A 12,686-nucleotide genomic window follows, 5' to 3' on the forward strand; every position below is an offset into this window, starting at 1 on the left:
GCGCAACAACCGTTACAGAGTTCTCACCTCCAGCGATACTTTTCATGACTCACTTTCCAAACGATCTGCGCTCAACCACCTGTGCAGAGGTTCCCTAGCTCTTTCCCCCTGCACCAGACCCGGGGTCCCTCGGCTCCGCAGACTCCGCTCGGGATGACACAAACAGCAGCCGCATCTCTTCTCTTACTCCCTTCTAACAGGGCGAAGCCCGCATCTTTCTTCTTCCTCACTAAGATACAATGGGTTACCCCTGCCCACCGTTAATCGAAAAATCCGCAGGATGCATCTTTATCTCCCACGGCCGAGAGCGAGAGACGCGCTGCGCGTATCTCGCGATTCTCACTGCGCCGTCGCCGCCGCGACCGCCCACCGCGCAGGTGATTCTTCCTTCATGCCGCCGCCAACGGCGCGCGGTCTCTTAATACTGGCTACCCGTGCCCACGGGCTGGCCAGCCGTGCCAACGGCCAGGGGCCGCGCGCGACAACGGAGCGCGGCCTTAACACTGGGTGCAGGGGTCACCCCTGCTCACCCCTGCTCACCCCTGCTCACCCCTGCTCATCCCTGCTCGAGCTGATCGCCAAGAATTTCGGCCAGCCGCTCGGCCGGAAGACGGCGCAAATCGGGAAGCGCGAAGCCCGACGCCGCGGCGTGACCGCCGCCGCCGTAATGCTGTGCGAGGATCGACAAATCGACCTCGCAGTCGGAGCTGCGCCGCAGGCTGACGCCCTGGCTTCGCAGATCGAACAGCGCAACGACCGTGCGAGTCTGTCCCTTGTAGAGATGCGCCGCGACTTCACTGCTGTAGCCGAAGCAGCACGCCGTCCGCACCGTGATTCCATTGTCGAGCGGGCGATCGACCATCGTCGCGTGGGCCAATTCGACGCTGCGGCGCATCGCATCCTGACCCGACTCGAACGCGGCGCGCAGCTTGCGGCTCATCCGCGGCTCGCGCAGTTTCAGGATTTCGCGATACGACGAAGCTCCGCCGAGCGTCTGCACGGCGAGCGCCCATTCGGAAGACTCGGGAATTTTGTGAATCCAGCGATCGTGATCGTCGGCTATCATCACGAAGGGCTGGAAAGCCTCGAACTCGGCGCGCTGACGATCGGGAAGGTCGCGCCCCATTCGCTTGAGAAAATTGAAGGTCAGGCGCGCCGCCGAATATTGTTCGCTTAGAACTTTGCCGGCGAACGGCGCCTTGAACTCGGGGGCATCGGCGCGGGAGACTGCGGTGCGATGGTGATCGATCCAGTAAATCCGTGCGCCCCGCTCACTCAACTCCACCAGATGCGCGCCGGTCGCCGGTGAGTTCCAGGACAAATCGGTGATCCAGATTTCGTTTTCGATGCCGGCGTCGTCGGACTTGAGCGTCAGATTCTGTATTACGTGGTCGGCGTCGTTGTTGCCGGCCAGCGTCGTGAAGACATTATGGCCATCGTAAAAGCGCGCCACCGCGGCCGCCGCCATCACTCCGTCGAGGCATGACGGACCGTGGCTGACGACCTGAATCGTGCGGGAAGTTTTTCCGGGCATAAGGGAACGATTGTAGAGCATTCGGCTCTCGCGAGCGAAACACCAAAACACCGCCGCGGCCGCGGGGCCGTGATGCTCGCGCAGATACCCAACGGCCTGAGCGCGCTCAGATTCGCGCTGGCCGCAATCTGGATCGGGATGGCGGCGCATGGGCATCAGGGACGGCCGGCATTCGCGATAGTCGCGATAGTTGCCGCGGCCAGCGATTTCATCGACGGGCGAATCGCGCGGCGGCTGGGCGTCGCGAGCGGGAGCGGGCGATGGCTCGACGCAGTTGCGGATGTGACGTTCGTGCTGGCGGCGGCCTTTTGCGAGGCGGCGGCCGGCGCGATACCTTTTTACATCCCGATCCTCATCGCGCTTTCGTTCAGCCAGTACGCGATCGATTCGGCCGTGATCGCAGAGCGCGCGGCGGGACCGGTACGGAGCCGGCTCGGTCATTGGGGCGGGATCATCAACTATGCGCTCGTGATCGCGCTTGCGATTTCACCGCCGCCGGCGCTTGCCGGCGCGATCGTGCGCGGTCTCGCGCCGCTGATCGCGCTGTTCTACGTCGCCGCGATCTCCGAGCGCGCCTGGCTCTTCTACCGCTCGCGCTGACGCGGTCACAGTTCTTCGATAAACTCATCCATAGCTGCGTGCCGGATCGTCACAACACGAACCAGTTTGCGCGGTTCATCGATATCGTAAATCACGCGGTACACGTCGCGCTTCGAGCCGTAGAGCAGATGCCGCAACCCGTGTTTGGCCTTTTTGCTTTCGGGAATAATCGGGCAGCGTCGGGGTAGCGCACGGAGCGTGTAGATCGCCGTCTCGAGTCCATAAAACCAAAGAGCAGCGGCGGCGGAATCGTCCGCCGAGATTAGCTCATATATGTGGTCGAGGTCTTGCTCGGCGCGGATTGTCAGTTCAACGAGATAAGCCATGGCGCCGGCGGAACTCGCTGAATACCTCACGGGCAGGCCGCGTCCGGCCGTGGGCGATGTCGTCCAAGCCCTGCCGAATGGCCTCGTAAACGTCGGCGCGGGCCGCGATATCGAGCAACCGCTGATAGGCTTGAGCGTCCTGCACGACTGCCTCGGCCTTGCCGTTGACGGTCAGCACCACGGGTCGCTTGCTCTTCTTGAGCTGTTTAAGGAATTGGCCCGATTTGCGTCGAAAATTTGTCAGAGATTGGATATCCTTCGTGATGTCGAGCATGGCGAATACTTCCCCCGGTACAGCACCTAATTAGGTGTTATCAGCCTCAGGGTGCTTTGTAAAGCTGCCCGACGAGGGGGCTCAATGCTTGCCGCAGTCGTGCGCGGCCTCGCGCCGCTGGTCGCGCTGTTCTACGTCGCCGCGATCTCCCAGCGCGCCTGGCTCTTCCACCGCGCCCGCAATTCCCCGTAGGAAGGAGTAAGTCGATGCGCTCAAGAAGCTTTCAGAAGCGCGCTGCTGCGCAGATTTTCCCGGCAGCTCCGTTCCACTTCGACGGAACGTTCCACAAGCCATCTCACTTTCCCGCGCCATTGGAAGCGTGGGAGCCTGACAGGTATTGGCAAACACTGCGCGTGGGCGGGAGTCTTTACGGTGTGCGAATTGAAAATGGAGGGTCGATCGCTGAACCGGCACTGCGCGTGTCCATTTTCAGCGACAGACAAGTGACGGCGCCCGATCGGGAAATCGTGCGGCGCGAGTTGGTCTGGCGATTCGATCTCGACACGGAGCTCCGCGCTTTCGGGCGACTCGCACGGCAAGACCGTCGCATTCAGGGTGTGTGGCGGAGATGGCGCGGGATGAGAGATTCGAGCGCAAACAGCATCTACGAATTACTCGTGATCGCAATTCTTCTGCAAAACGCGACCGTGCGACGAACTGTCCAGATGATGAACGCCTTGCTCGAAGCATTCGGTACCAAGGTCAGTTTTGACTCGAAGAGCCTGTTCGCGATGTGGCGACCCGAGGATCTCGACCACGTTTCAGACGAGGAGTTGAGGGCTCTGAAGGTCGGCTACAGGGCCCGCTTCCTGAAAAGGCTCTCCGATGACTTCGCCCGCGGAACTGTGAACGATCTGGAGCTGCGCACTCTCGATCCGGACTCGGCGAGAAAGAAGTTGCTGAGACTCTATGGTGTCGGGCCTGAAACGGCACGAATCCTATTGTATCCCGCATGCCACCGCTACGCGCGCCTGGACCATATTGCGCCCTGGCAGCAGAAAATCTATTCGCGACTACTTTACAACAAGACGTTAGTGCCTGTGCGCAAGATTCTCGGGGACCTCAACCAAAGGTATGGCGATTATGCCAGTGTGGCGATTGATTATGTCTGGGAGGATCTCTTCTGGCGTCACAGCCGCAAGCCGATTCCGTGGCTGCAGAAGGAGATAAGGCTGTAGGCGAAACGTCAGCGCGGCGCGCTGTTCTACCTCGCCGCGATCTCGGAGCGCGCCTGGCTCTTCTACCGCTGGCGCAGAAAATACATTAGCCGTTCTAATGCAGCGCGGGTCTTTTTCGAAGCGATGAAGTCTATACCGGAGGGGGAGATAGGCCTACGCTTTAAGAGGTACGGTTCTCGCCCGGCTCCAGGACGGGTACGCGATGAAGCTGCAAGCGCATTTGCCCACCGACAGTATCGACACGCGGAATTGGCACGCGGCGATGATCGGATTGGTTTCGCTTTTTGGAGCTGTGGTGCTCCTGCTGGCGTTACCGTTACTCAATAATCCATTGCTCGAGCGGATGCGAACGTCGCCGATGATACGTCCTCAAATTAGCGTCCCCCATCGTGTTCCGCTCGATCTTCACTTATGGAACCGTCCGATCAGTCCGTGGAAGCAGTTTTCAGTCGCGCACCCGCTACCGGCAAGCGACGCTTCATCGCAGCGATTCTCAATTGGCATCGACGAGCGGGTCGTGTTCGAGGCCTTCGGCGATACGGCGCTGCGCGAGATGTTGGCCGAAAAGGAAACGGCGCCGCAGCTCAAACCGCGCAATGATCGTCTGATCATGATGTTGATGCTGCTCGGGCTCGATAAGCGTCGCAGCTAACGGCCGCATCCGCCGCGCGCGGATGTACGCCCGACGAGATGACCGCTCAGTGTTTGCCGTAGTCGAGCGCGACGCCTTTGCGCTGCGCGAGGATATAGGCTTCGAGCGCGCGCAGTCTCGTATCGTTGGGATCGAGCGCCTTGCCCTTGACCGGATTCTCGATGCACCAATCGATCATGTCGCGCAGCAACGCCACGCGCTGTAGCTGGACCTGGTATTTCGGATAAGTCTCGGGATGCGTATTCGACGCGTCCGGATGGCACATGTCGCAGCTCACGCCAATCGTGCCGCCGATTGCCGCGCCGTCGTGGAAGAGCTGTTTCCCTTCCGCGACGAAGTTGTCGGTTTCGTTCTTCCAAACTTTGTAATCGCGATCGGTGAAGCTCGCATAGGTGTCGCCCTGCTGCGTTCCCTTCGATTGCAACTTCGCTCCCGTTGCCTTGGCCGCGGCATCGGCGCCCGATGCGGGAGGTGGAGCCGGTATCGGCTGGGACGACTGGACGGTTTTAGCCATCTCCCATTTTTCGTTCGGATGCTCGCGCTGCCATTGCGCCATCAACTCGCGCGTGACCTCGACTGCCTGCGCATGAGTCATCGACTCGCCCGGCTTGAGGCCTTTCACTTCCACGCTGGTCTTGCCGTCGCAGAGCATCACGACCGTGCCGCCGTTTTTCGAATCCGGTACTTGATGGACAGGCAGGGGAGGCGCTTGTTGCGCACAAAGCCGCGGCGCGTGCGCCACGGCCGCGAATATCGCCGCACATCCCGCGGCGGTTGCCAATGCGATCGATCGTCGGGTCATATTCGCCTCGAGGAAGTTTTTCTCCGCCCTCAGTAGCTCGCGAACTGTGGCGCGGGCGGCCGCGCGGTCTTGCCGTGCGAAACCAGGTAGTCGGCCTTCACCGTGACCGGGTTGCGATCCCACAGGCTGTAGATCTTGTCCGCCAATCCGTCGGCGCGCGCATTTATCCGGCCGTCGCCCAATCCGTCGAACTGATCGAACGGATCCGCCCGGTTCATCTGAATAGTCAACGGCGGCAGCCCGGTCGGAGCGTACGGCCACGGCCATGCCGTCGAGAGCATCCCGTAAAAACTGATGTTCCCGATCTGGTTATAGAGCATCTGATGGGTATGGCCGTGGATCACCGTCACGTGCTGGTACGGCTTCAGAATCGTTTGCACCTGCTCGGCATCATCGGTCCAGAAATTCCAGTTGCGGTAGTATTTGTAGAGCGGCGAATGGGAGAAGACCAGCAACGGAGTGGTGTGCGGCACTTTGGCGAGGTCGGCGGACAGCCACTTGCGCTCGTCGTCGCCGACTTCGAAGCGTGACTGAATCCCGTTGTCGAGGCCCGCGACCGTATGCATCCTTTCCGCCGGCGTCATTTTGCGCGCCGTCCAGAAATCCTTCTCGTGCACGCTCATCAGCACCACGACGTGCACGCCCTTCCAGTCAAACGAGTAGTTGGGCGGGCCGAACATCTCCTGCCACGTGTCGCCCAAGTCGTAGAACCAGTCGTGCTCGCCGACCATCATTTTCACGGGCGCCTTCACCTCGGCGAGGATCTGCATTCCAAGGTCGAGCTCCTCGCGGCGCCCGAGCTGAGCCAGATCCCCGCCGAACAGCACGAAGTCGGGCTGCGGATCGAGCGCGTTCACGTCATCGACCGCTTTGACGGCCGCGCGCACGAAACGCTGGTTGAGCGTGCGCTGATAGAGATGCGTGTCCGAGACGTACGCGAAGGTGAACGGCGGCTTGCCCGGCATCCCGGCCGCACTGGCGGTCTTGTCGGGCGCGGCGTTGGCTACCTCGACGAGCTGGAACGAATGCGGCGGCATCAGGCTCTTCGCCATCACCGCCCCGGTCGTCGCGGCCAACACTTTCAGAAATGTCCGCCGGTCGAGACCGCGCAATCCGCGCAGGACCGCCTCGCGATCTTCCATGTATTTCGTTTCGACGCTTTTATGCCGAGCCGCCATCGCGCGCCTGCCTCTGATTTTTCGTCAGGTTAATTCCTTTGTCAGGTTAGTCGCCACCGAGCAGCGCCGGATTCTCACTGGTCTGTGCCGGTCCGATATCGCCAAACGGTCCCGCCAATCCCGGCCCGTGCCCTTTGTCGCCGTTGGCGGCGGCGGTATCGCGCTGCGGCCGGTCGGTGCGCGATCGTTTGAACTGCAGGTCGTACTCCTCCTTGGCGGGCTGCGCGTATTCGGGACTGGTCAGGCTGGCGAGAAACGCGACCAGGTCGTCCTCTTCCGCTTCGCTGAGGCCGAGCGGAACGATCCCGCCGTCGAGGTACGGGTTCTGCACGCCGCCCTTGTTGTAATGATCGATCGTGTCCCACAGCGTGACCTGCGAGCCGTCGTGGAAGTACGGCTGCGTGACCAGCAGGTTGCGCAAGCTCATGGTGCGGAACGCGCCGATATCATGCGGCTGCTTGGTCACCAGGAAACGCCCGAGCCCGCTCATGTCGGTGCCGATGGCCAGCTTGTCGATCTCCTGCTCGCCACCGCCGCTCTTGCCGAGCGTGTCGAGCGCCTTGCGCGCGAGCGGTACGAAGTTGGCGTTATGCGCCGACACGCCGATGTTGTGGAACTTTTGATCGGTAAACAGCGGCTGCGTCGGATTCCATCCGTGACACGACATGCAGCGGCCCTTGCCGTTGAAAATCGACCATCCTCGCTTGGCCGAATCGCTGATTGCGCTCTGGTCGCCGCCGATAAACTTGTCGAACGGCGAATCGAATGCGAGTTGCGTACGCTCGTACGAGGCGATCGCGCGCCCGATATCGGCGAACGTGACGTCGTGCCCGAACACATCCTGGAATTGCTTCTGATACTCGGGAATCGCCTTGATCTTCGCGACCGCATCGTCGGTCGATTTCATACCCATCTCGACCGGATTGGTTACCGGGCCCTGGACCTGCGCCTCGAGCGTTGGCGCGCGTCCGTCCCAGAACTGCGTCACGTTGAACACCGCGTTGAGGATCGTCGGCGCGTTGCGCTGGCCGAACTGCGCGCGGATACCCATCGAGGTCGGAAGCTGATCGGTGAAGCCCTTGGCGGGAGCGTGACAGTGATCGCACGATATCTTGCCGTCCGCGGACAAGCGATCGTCAAAAAACAGCGCCTTGCCGAGCGCAATCTTCGCCGGCGTCTGCGGATTGTCAGGTGGAATCACCCACGAATAGAGATCGGTCGGGAAACCCGCCTGGTTTTCGGACTTGGGATCGGCTAGCGGACCGGGTCCTTGAGCAGCAACCAGAGTGACCGAGGCGACCACCGCCGTCGCGGCGAGAAGGGAGAGGAGTAGCGTGCGTGCGGGCTTCATCCTGGCGTTCTCCGGTGGCCCGATTGCGGCGCGGTACGCTCCGCGCGCTGTCAAATACCAGATAATTCAGGCGCGAAGACTTTGTCAACCGCGCCGCGAAATCGCCGCAAGCCCGCAACTCGCGCCGGCCGGAAATCGGGGACGCGGACGCGATCGCACCGCGTCCGCGTCCCCATCGTGAAGCGGAAAAGTCAGCTCATCTTGCTGAGCAAATCCGACATGTCGTTGGCGTGCTCTTCTTCCATCTTGTTGATCTGTTCGATCAGTATCTTGGTGGTCGGATCGCCATCGCCCAGCCATCGAATGATTTCCTGATACGTCTGGATTGCAATCCGCTCGGCGACCAGGTCTTCCTTGATCATGTCGACCAGCGTCTTGCCCTCGACATACTCCGCGTGCGAGCGGTCCGCGAGTCCCTTGGGATTGAAGTCGGGTTCTCCGCCAAGCTGCGTAATTCGCTCCGCAATCCAATCCGCGTGCTGCTGCTCTTCGTTGGCGTGCTGCAGGAATTCGGCCTTGACCGAATCGGAGTTGATCCCCTGCGCCATGTAGTAATGCCGCTTGTAGCGAAGCACGCAGACTATCTCCGTCGCCAGCGCCCCGTTGAGGACTTTCAGCACCTCCTGGCGGTCCGCCTTGTAGCCCTCCGTTACGGCGCCCTCTTCGATATGTTTGCGGGCGTTTTCGCGAATCTTTTTAACGTCGGTTAGAAGCTTGTCCATGTAGCAGTCTCCTTTGTTATCGTTGAGCGTAGCCCTTTTCTCGCTTCTTGGGCAGGGTGGCGCGTGTCCTTTCGCGTCGCGCGCCGGGGCGATGAAGCCTGCGCGCCGTCGTGCTAGCTTTGGAGCGAATTCGGGCAAACGGAATTGGAACCCCGCATACTTGAGCGCGCCGAGCATCCCATCTCGCGCCGCGATATCGACGCCAACGTCCTCAAGGTCCTCTATCGCCTCGCCGGCGCCGGATACAAGGCATACCTGGTCGGCGGCGGCGTGCGCGACCTGATGCTCTCGCGCAAGCCCAAGGATTTCGACGTTGCCACTTCGGCCCATCCCCAGCAGGTCCGCGAGCTGTTCCGCAACTCGCGCCTGATAGGCCGGCGCTTTCGCCTGGTCCACGTTTTCTTCGGCCGCCAGAATGTCGAGGTCGCCACCTTCCGCCGCCAGGCCGAGGCCGTCGCCGATACCGACGATCCGCTGATTCGTCTCGACAATACTTTCGGCACGCCCGAGGAAGACGCGTTTCGCCGCGACTTCACCGTCAACGCGCTGTTCTACAGCCCGCAAAATTTTCATGTGATCGATTTTCCCGGCGGAGTTGACGATCTCAGGGCTCGATTGATCCGCACTATCGGCGACCCCGAGTTGCGGATGCGCGAGGATCCCGTCCGCATGATGCGCGCGGTGCGATTCGCCGCCAAGCTCGGCTTCGAAATCGAGCCCGCCACGCGCGTCGCCATCGAGCGTCATCGCGCCGATCTCGCCAAGGCCTCCGTGCCGCGCCTCGTCGAGGAAACTTACAAGACGCTCGGCCAGCCCGAGGCCGCTCACGCCCTCGTCCTGATGGAAGAGATGGGATTGCTCGAGTACGCAATCCCGATTCTTTCCGCTCATCTGAAATCGCGCGGCGCCATGCTTGCCGAGCAGCCCATCGTTCGCAACATGGCCGCTTTGGGCCGCGCCGTCGCAAGCGGATTTGCCCCCGATCATTCGATCGTGCTGGCCACCCTGATGCTCGACCTGTATCGCGACGAGCACCGCCGCGCCGCCGACCGCCGCGTCGATCTGCTCGGCGAGCTTCGCGCGCGTGGCTTCGCGCGCGGCGACACCGAGCAAATGCGCCTGATACTCGAGGCCTTCGAGAATCTCGCGGCGCCCACTCGCCGCACGCGGCGCCTGATGCGGCGGCCGTACTTTCCCGACGCGCGGATGTTCTTCGAGATGACCGCGCCGACCTACTCGATCGATCCCACCCGCATGTTCCGATTCCTTGCCGACCCCGACGACAGCCTAAGCCCCGGCCACGCCTCGCCCGACCGCGGGGGTGCCGACGCCGCGCATCCGCCCGGTGGCGAACGCCGCCGCCGCAGGCGTCGCCGCCGCCGGCCGCACCACGGCGGCACCGCGCCGTCCGGCGATCTGAAGCCGCCTCCATCGCCGGATCCCACTCGCCGCGACTAGCTACCCGCGACGGTATCGATCGCTTCGCCGCGCGCGATGCCGCGCGGGGCACCCCATCGACTAACTACTGTGCTTCGATTACTTTTGACTCCACTATGCCCGCGAACAAGCTGCGCTCCGATCGAATCTGGATGGATGGCGCGATGGTCCCGTACGACGAGGCCACCGTTCACGTGCTCACCCACAGCCTGCACTACGGCCTGGCGGTGTTCGAAGGGATGCGATGCTACAAGTGCGACGACGGCCGGTCCGCAATTTTCCGCGCCCGCGAGCACATCCGCCGCCTCATCGACTCCGGCCACATCGTCGAGATGACCGTCCCCTACAGCCAGGAGGAACTGCTCAAGGCATGCGCCGACATCGTGCGCATCAACAAGTTCGCCGAATGCTATATCCGGCCGCTGGTGTTTTTCGGCGAAGGTGAGATGGGACTTTCGGCGCGCGGCAACAAAATTCGCGTCTCGATCGCCGCGTGGCCATGGGGCGCCTATCTCGGCCAGGACAGCATCGCCAAAGGCGTGCGGCTCAAGACGTCATCGTTCGTGCGATTCCATCACAACTCGATGATGCCCGCGGCTAAAGTCACCGGCCACTACGTCAACTCGATCCTCGCCGGCTATGAGGCCCGCCGCAACGGCTACGATGAAGCGCTGCTGCTCAACACCGAGGGCTTTGTGGCCGAGGGCAGCGGCGAGAACGTCTTTGTGGTTCGTGACGGTGTCGTGCGCACGCCGCCGCTCACGTCGGTGCTGGCGGGAATCACCCGCGACGCCGTCATTAAAATTCTCCACGATTCCGGCATCGAGGTGCGCGAGGAGTATTTCGCCCGCGACGCCTTCTACATCGCCGATGAGGCCTTCATGACCGGCACCGCCGCCGAAGTTACTCCGGTCGTCGAGCTCGACGATCGCAAGATTGGCCCCGGGATGCCCGGCCCGATCACAGCCCGGGTGCAGCAGGTCTTCCAGGCCGCTTTGCACGGACGCGAGCCGCGCTACCGCGACTGGCTATACTACATCTGATCTGCATCGCGGGAACTTTCCAGCCGCGCTCGCAGTTGAGCCCGAAAGGAGGGAGACTCGCATGAAAATGTTCACCGTCGCACTAATCGCAATCGTTGTTGTCGTCGCCGTCGCGCTACGCCCGCGGATCGCTCGCGCCGATTTGCTCAAGGAAGGACAGATCGCGCCGCCGTTTACCACCCAGATGGTTACCGGCGAAACTGAAGCCCCGGTCTCGCTCGCCGATTTCCACGGCAAAAAAGTCATCCTCTATTTCTATCCCAAGGACGAAACCTCGGGATGCACCAAAGAGGCGTGCGCGTTCCGCGACGGCTACGCGCGCTACACCAACGCCGGCCTGGTCGTGCTCGGATGCAGCATCGACTCGGCCGAAGCGCACAAGGATTTCATCCGCAAAAACCGTCTGCCTTTTCCGCTCCTGCTCGATCCCGGCAAGAAGATTGCGACCGCCTACGGCGCCGCCAACGGCATTCCGATCCTCGGCCTCGATCGGCGAATTACCTACGTCATCGACGAGAACGGCAAGGTCCTGAAAGTCTATCCGAGCGTCGATCCGTCCACCCACGCGATCGAAATCCTAAACGACCTGGGCGTAGCCAACGCAGCCCCTCCCGCGCAAGCCAAGCCCGCGCCTCCAACCTCCGACTAAATCTCGGCGTCAGTATGCGCAGGGGCCGGCACCTGCCCAATGCTCACCGCGAGCATCACCGCCGCCGCCGCGAGCAACTCTGCATTCGACTCGCACCGAATCATCTCCGCAAGTCGTTCAAGATGCGCCGCGATCGTTTCTGCATCACCGATGGCGGTGCATCCGATTCCGCCCGCATCGAACATCGCGTCGATCAGCGGATTCGCGTCGTAGACTGACTCGGCCAGCGCCTCGCGAACGGCGCGCCGCCAGAACTCGCGCGGCTCGACTCGATCGAAATCGGCCGTCGCCGCGATTCGTTGGCGAAAGACCGCTATCAACGACGCGTAGCGCGCGTTCGCTTCGAGATACGATCCGACGCCCTGTGCCTCGACGAAGTCATTGACGTCACCGTCGATGCCATACACGCCAAGCGAGCCTGCCGCGGGCTCGAGCGTCACAAACCGTTCGTCTTCATCATGTTCAATTCCGAGCGGGTAGAGCCGGCATGCGAGCGGGCGTCCGCGATGGACCCCGCAGCGCGGGCCTTCGAGCGCCGCGCACGCGCCGCCGTCGTTGAACTTCAAGATCGATCCGCGCCGAATCGTGCAGCGATCGACCGCCTCGCGCGTCGTGATGCCCGCGGCGCGCGCGAGCCGGAACACATCATACGGCGACAGCGTGATTACCTTGTCATGGCAACATCGCCCGCACGCATTGCAGGTGTACGAAAATGGGCTCTTACGATTCACCGGCGTGAGCGGCTATGATACGACCATCAGCAGGTCGCCGATATGCAAGCCTGATAAGTCACCGGATGATCTTTTCACCCGTTAGGGAACCTCTGCATAAGTTGATCGATTGGTGTACAAAGGAACTGGTTGAGTGGCGGATGAGGAGGTGCGGTGATGGGTAATCAGCGGACGTTTGCTTCGGTGGCTTGGACGCAGAAAGGAAAGGT

14 protein-coding genes are annotated in these 12,686 nt (G+C 62.0%); 6 read left to right on the plus strand and 8 right to left on the minus strand.

Annotation, left to right across the window (positions count from 1 at the left end; all coding sequences use genetic code 11):
* Positions 1-556 precede the first annotated feature (556 nt).
* Entirely contained in the window at positions 557-1,534 is a 978-nt protein-coding gene (locus ABR989_RS17255) for a DHHA1 domain-containing protein (protein WP_428130553.1), read from the minus strand.
* 72 nt (positions 1,535-1,606) lie between these two features.
* Here ABR989_RS17255 and ABR989_RS17260 point away from each other — a divergent pair, with 72 nt between their 5' ends.
* On the plus strand, positions 1,607-2,134 hold the full coding sequence (locus tag ABR989_RS17260) for a CDP-alcohol phosphatidyltransferase family protein (RefSeq protein ID WP_428130554.1): 528 nt from the start codon (positions 1,607-1,609) through the stop codon (positions 2,132-2,134).
* 5 nt (positions 2,135-2,139) lie between these two features.
* Here ABR989_RS17260 and ABR989_RS17265 read toward each other — a convergent pair whose 3' ends face one another.
* Positions 2,140-2,460, minus strand: coding sequence for a type II toxin-antitoxin system RelE/ParE family toxin (locus ABR989_RS17265; RefSeq protein WP_428130555.1), 321 nt, complete (start codon positions 2,458-2,460; stop codon positions 2,140-2,142).
* Positions 2,444-2,734 (minus strand): type II toxin-antitoxin system Phd/YefM family antitoxin, encoded by a 291-nt coding sequence (locus ABR989_RS17270; protein WP_428130556.1) that lies wholly within the window; start codon positions 2,732-2,734, stop codon positions 2,444-2,446. Before ABR989_RS17270 ends, ABR989_RS17265 begins: the two co-directional genes overlap by 17 nt.
* A gap of 578 nt (positions 2,735-3,312) precedes the next feature.
* Between ABR989_RS17270 and ABR989_RS17275 the strand changes: the two genes are divergently transcribed.
* Together ABR989_RS17275 and ABR989_RS17280 are read left to right on the plus strand one after the other, a co-directional pair.
* Positions 3,313-3,912 (plus strand): DNA glycosylase family protein, encoded by a 600-nt coding sequence (locus tag ABR989_RS17275; RefSeq protein WP_428130557.1) that lies wholly within the window; start codon positions 3,313-3,315, stop codon positions 3,910-3,912.
* Between the two features lie 202 nt (positions 3,913-4,114).
* On the plus strand, positions 4,115-4,564 hold the full coding sequence (locus tag ABR989_RS17280; RefSeq protein WP_428130558.1) for a hypothetical protein: 450 nt from the start codon (positions 4,115-4,117) through the stop codon (positions 4,562-4,564).
* Positions 4,565-4,610: 46 nt separating this feature from the next.
* On the opposite strand, the gene ABR989_RS17285 is transcribed toward ABR989_RS17280, so the two are convergent.
* From ABR989_RS17285 to ABR989_RS17300, 4 genes are all read right to left on the minus strand, one after another.
* Positions 4,611-5,366 (minus strand): c-type cytochrome, encoded by a 756-nt coding sequence (locus ABR989_RS17285; RefSeq protein WP_428130559.1) that lies wholly within the window; start codon positions 5,364-5,366, stop codon positions 4,611-4,613.
* 29 nt (positions 5,367-5,395) lie between these two features.
* Complete coding sequence (locus ABR989_RS17290) at positions 5,396-6,544, minus strand: metallophosphoesterase family protein (protein ID WP_428130560.1); 1,149 nt, start codon at positions 6,542-6,544, stop codon at positions 5,396-5,398.
* A gap of 46 nt (positions 6,545-6,590) precedes the next feature.
* Complete coding sequence (locus ABR989_RS17295; RefSeq protein ID WP_428130561.1) at positions 6,591-7,895, minus strand: cytochrome-c peroxidase; 1,305 nt, start codon at positions 7,893-7,895, stop codon at positions 6,591-6,593.
* A 191-nt stretch (positions 7,896-8,086) separates the two neighbouring features.
* Positions 8,087-8,617, minus strand: coding sequence for a ferritin-like domain-containing protein (locus ABR989_RS17300; protein ID WP_428130562.1), 531 nt, complete (start codon positions 8,615-8,617; stop codon positions 8,087-8,089).
* Between the two features lie 144 nt (positions 8,618-8,761).
* Here ABR989_RS17300 and pcnB point away from each other — a divergent pair, with 144 nt between their 5' ends.
* The 3 genes from pcnB to ABR989_RS17315 all read left to right on the plus strand — a co-directional run bounded on the left by pcnB (position 8,762) and on the right by ABR989_RS17315 (position 11,746).
* A complete protein-coding gene (gene pcnB / locus ABR989_RS17305; RefSeq protein ID WP_428130563.1) occupies positions 8,762-10,075 on the plus strand; it encodes a polynucleotide adenylyltransferase PcnB in 1,314 nt (437 codons plus the stop codon).
* Positions 10,076-10,170: 95 nt separating this feature from the next.
* Positions 10,171-11,097, plus strand: coding sequence for a branched-chain amino acid transaminase (locus ABR989_RS17310; RefSeq protein WP_428130564.1), 927 nt, complete (start codon positions 10,171-10,173; stop codon positions 11,095-11,097).
* A 61-nt stretch (positions 11,098-11,158) separates the two neighbouring features.
* Positions 11,159-11,746 carry a peroxiredoxin gene (locus ABR989_RS17315; RefSeq protein WP_428130565.1) on the plus strand — a complete coding sequence of 196 codons (588 nt, stop codon included), beginning with the start codon at positions 11,159-11,161 and terminating at the stop codon, positions 11,744-11,746.
* Here ABR989_RS17315 and ABR989_RS17320 read toward each other — a convergent pair.
* Entirely contained in the window at positions 11,743-12,477 is a 735-nt protein-coding gene (locus tag ABR989_RS17320; RefSeq protein WP_428130566.1) for a YkgJ family cysteine cluster protein, read from the minus strand. The two genes, ABR989_RS17315 and ABR989_RS17320, sit on opposite strands and share 4 nt — an antisense overlap.
* Positions 12,478-12,686 lie beyond the last annotated feature (209 nt).

It is taken from the genome of Binatus soli (SeqCode) (genome assembly GCF_050015535.1).
GTDB classification, from domain to species: domain Bacteria; phylum Desulfobacterota; class Binatia; order Binatales; family Binataceae; genus Binatus; species Binatus soli.

Coding starts and splice junctions, on each gene's coding strand:
- ABR989_RS17275 (WP_428130557.1), top strand. CDS start 3,313: ATGAGAGATTCGAGCGCAAACAGCATCTACGAATTACTCGTGATCGCA.
- ABR989_RS17295 (WP_428130561.1), bottom strand. CDS start 7,895: ATGAAGCCCGCACGCACGCTACTCCTCTCCCTTCTCGCCGCGACGGCG.
- ABR989_RS17290 (WP_428130560.1), bottom strand. CDS start 6,544: ATGGCGGCTCGGCATAAAAGCGTCGAAACGAAATACATGGAAGATCGC.
- ABR989_RS17315 (WP_428130565.1), top strand. CDS start 11,159: ATGAAAATGTTCACCGTCGCACTAATCGCAATCGTTGTTGTCGTCGCC.
- ABR989_RS17300 (WP_428130562.1), bottom strand. CDS start 8,617: ATGGACAAGCTTCTAACCGACGTTAAAAAGATTCGCGAAAACGCCCGC.
- ABR989_RS17310 (WP_428130564.1), top strand. CDS start 10,171: ATGCCCGCGAACAAGCTGCGCTCCGATCGAATCTGGATGGATGGCGCG.
- ABR989_RS17255 (WP_428130553.1), bottom strand. CDS start 1,534: ATGCCCGGAAAAACTTCCCGCACGATTCAGGTCGTCAGCCACGGTCCG.
- ABR989_RS17285 (WP_428130559.1), bottom strand. CDS start 5,366: ATGACCCGACGATCGATCGCATTGGCAACCGCCGCGGGATGTGCGGCG.
- ABR989_RS17260 (WP_428130554.1), top strand. CDS start 1,607: ATGCTCGCGCAGATACCCAACGGCCTGAGCGCGCTCAGATTCGCGCTG.
- ABR989_RS17265 (WP_428130555.1), bottom strand. CDS start 2,460: ATGGCTTATCTCGTTGAACTGACAATCCGCGCCGAGCAAGACCTCGAC.
- ABR989_RS17270 (WP_428130556.1), bottom strand. CDS start 2,734: ATGCTCGACATCACGAAGGATATCCAATCTCTGACAAATTTTCGACGC.
- ABR989_RS17280 (WP_428130558.1), top strand. CDS start 4,115: ATGAAGCTGCAAGCGCATTTGCCCACCGACAGTATCGACACGCGGAAT.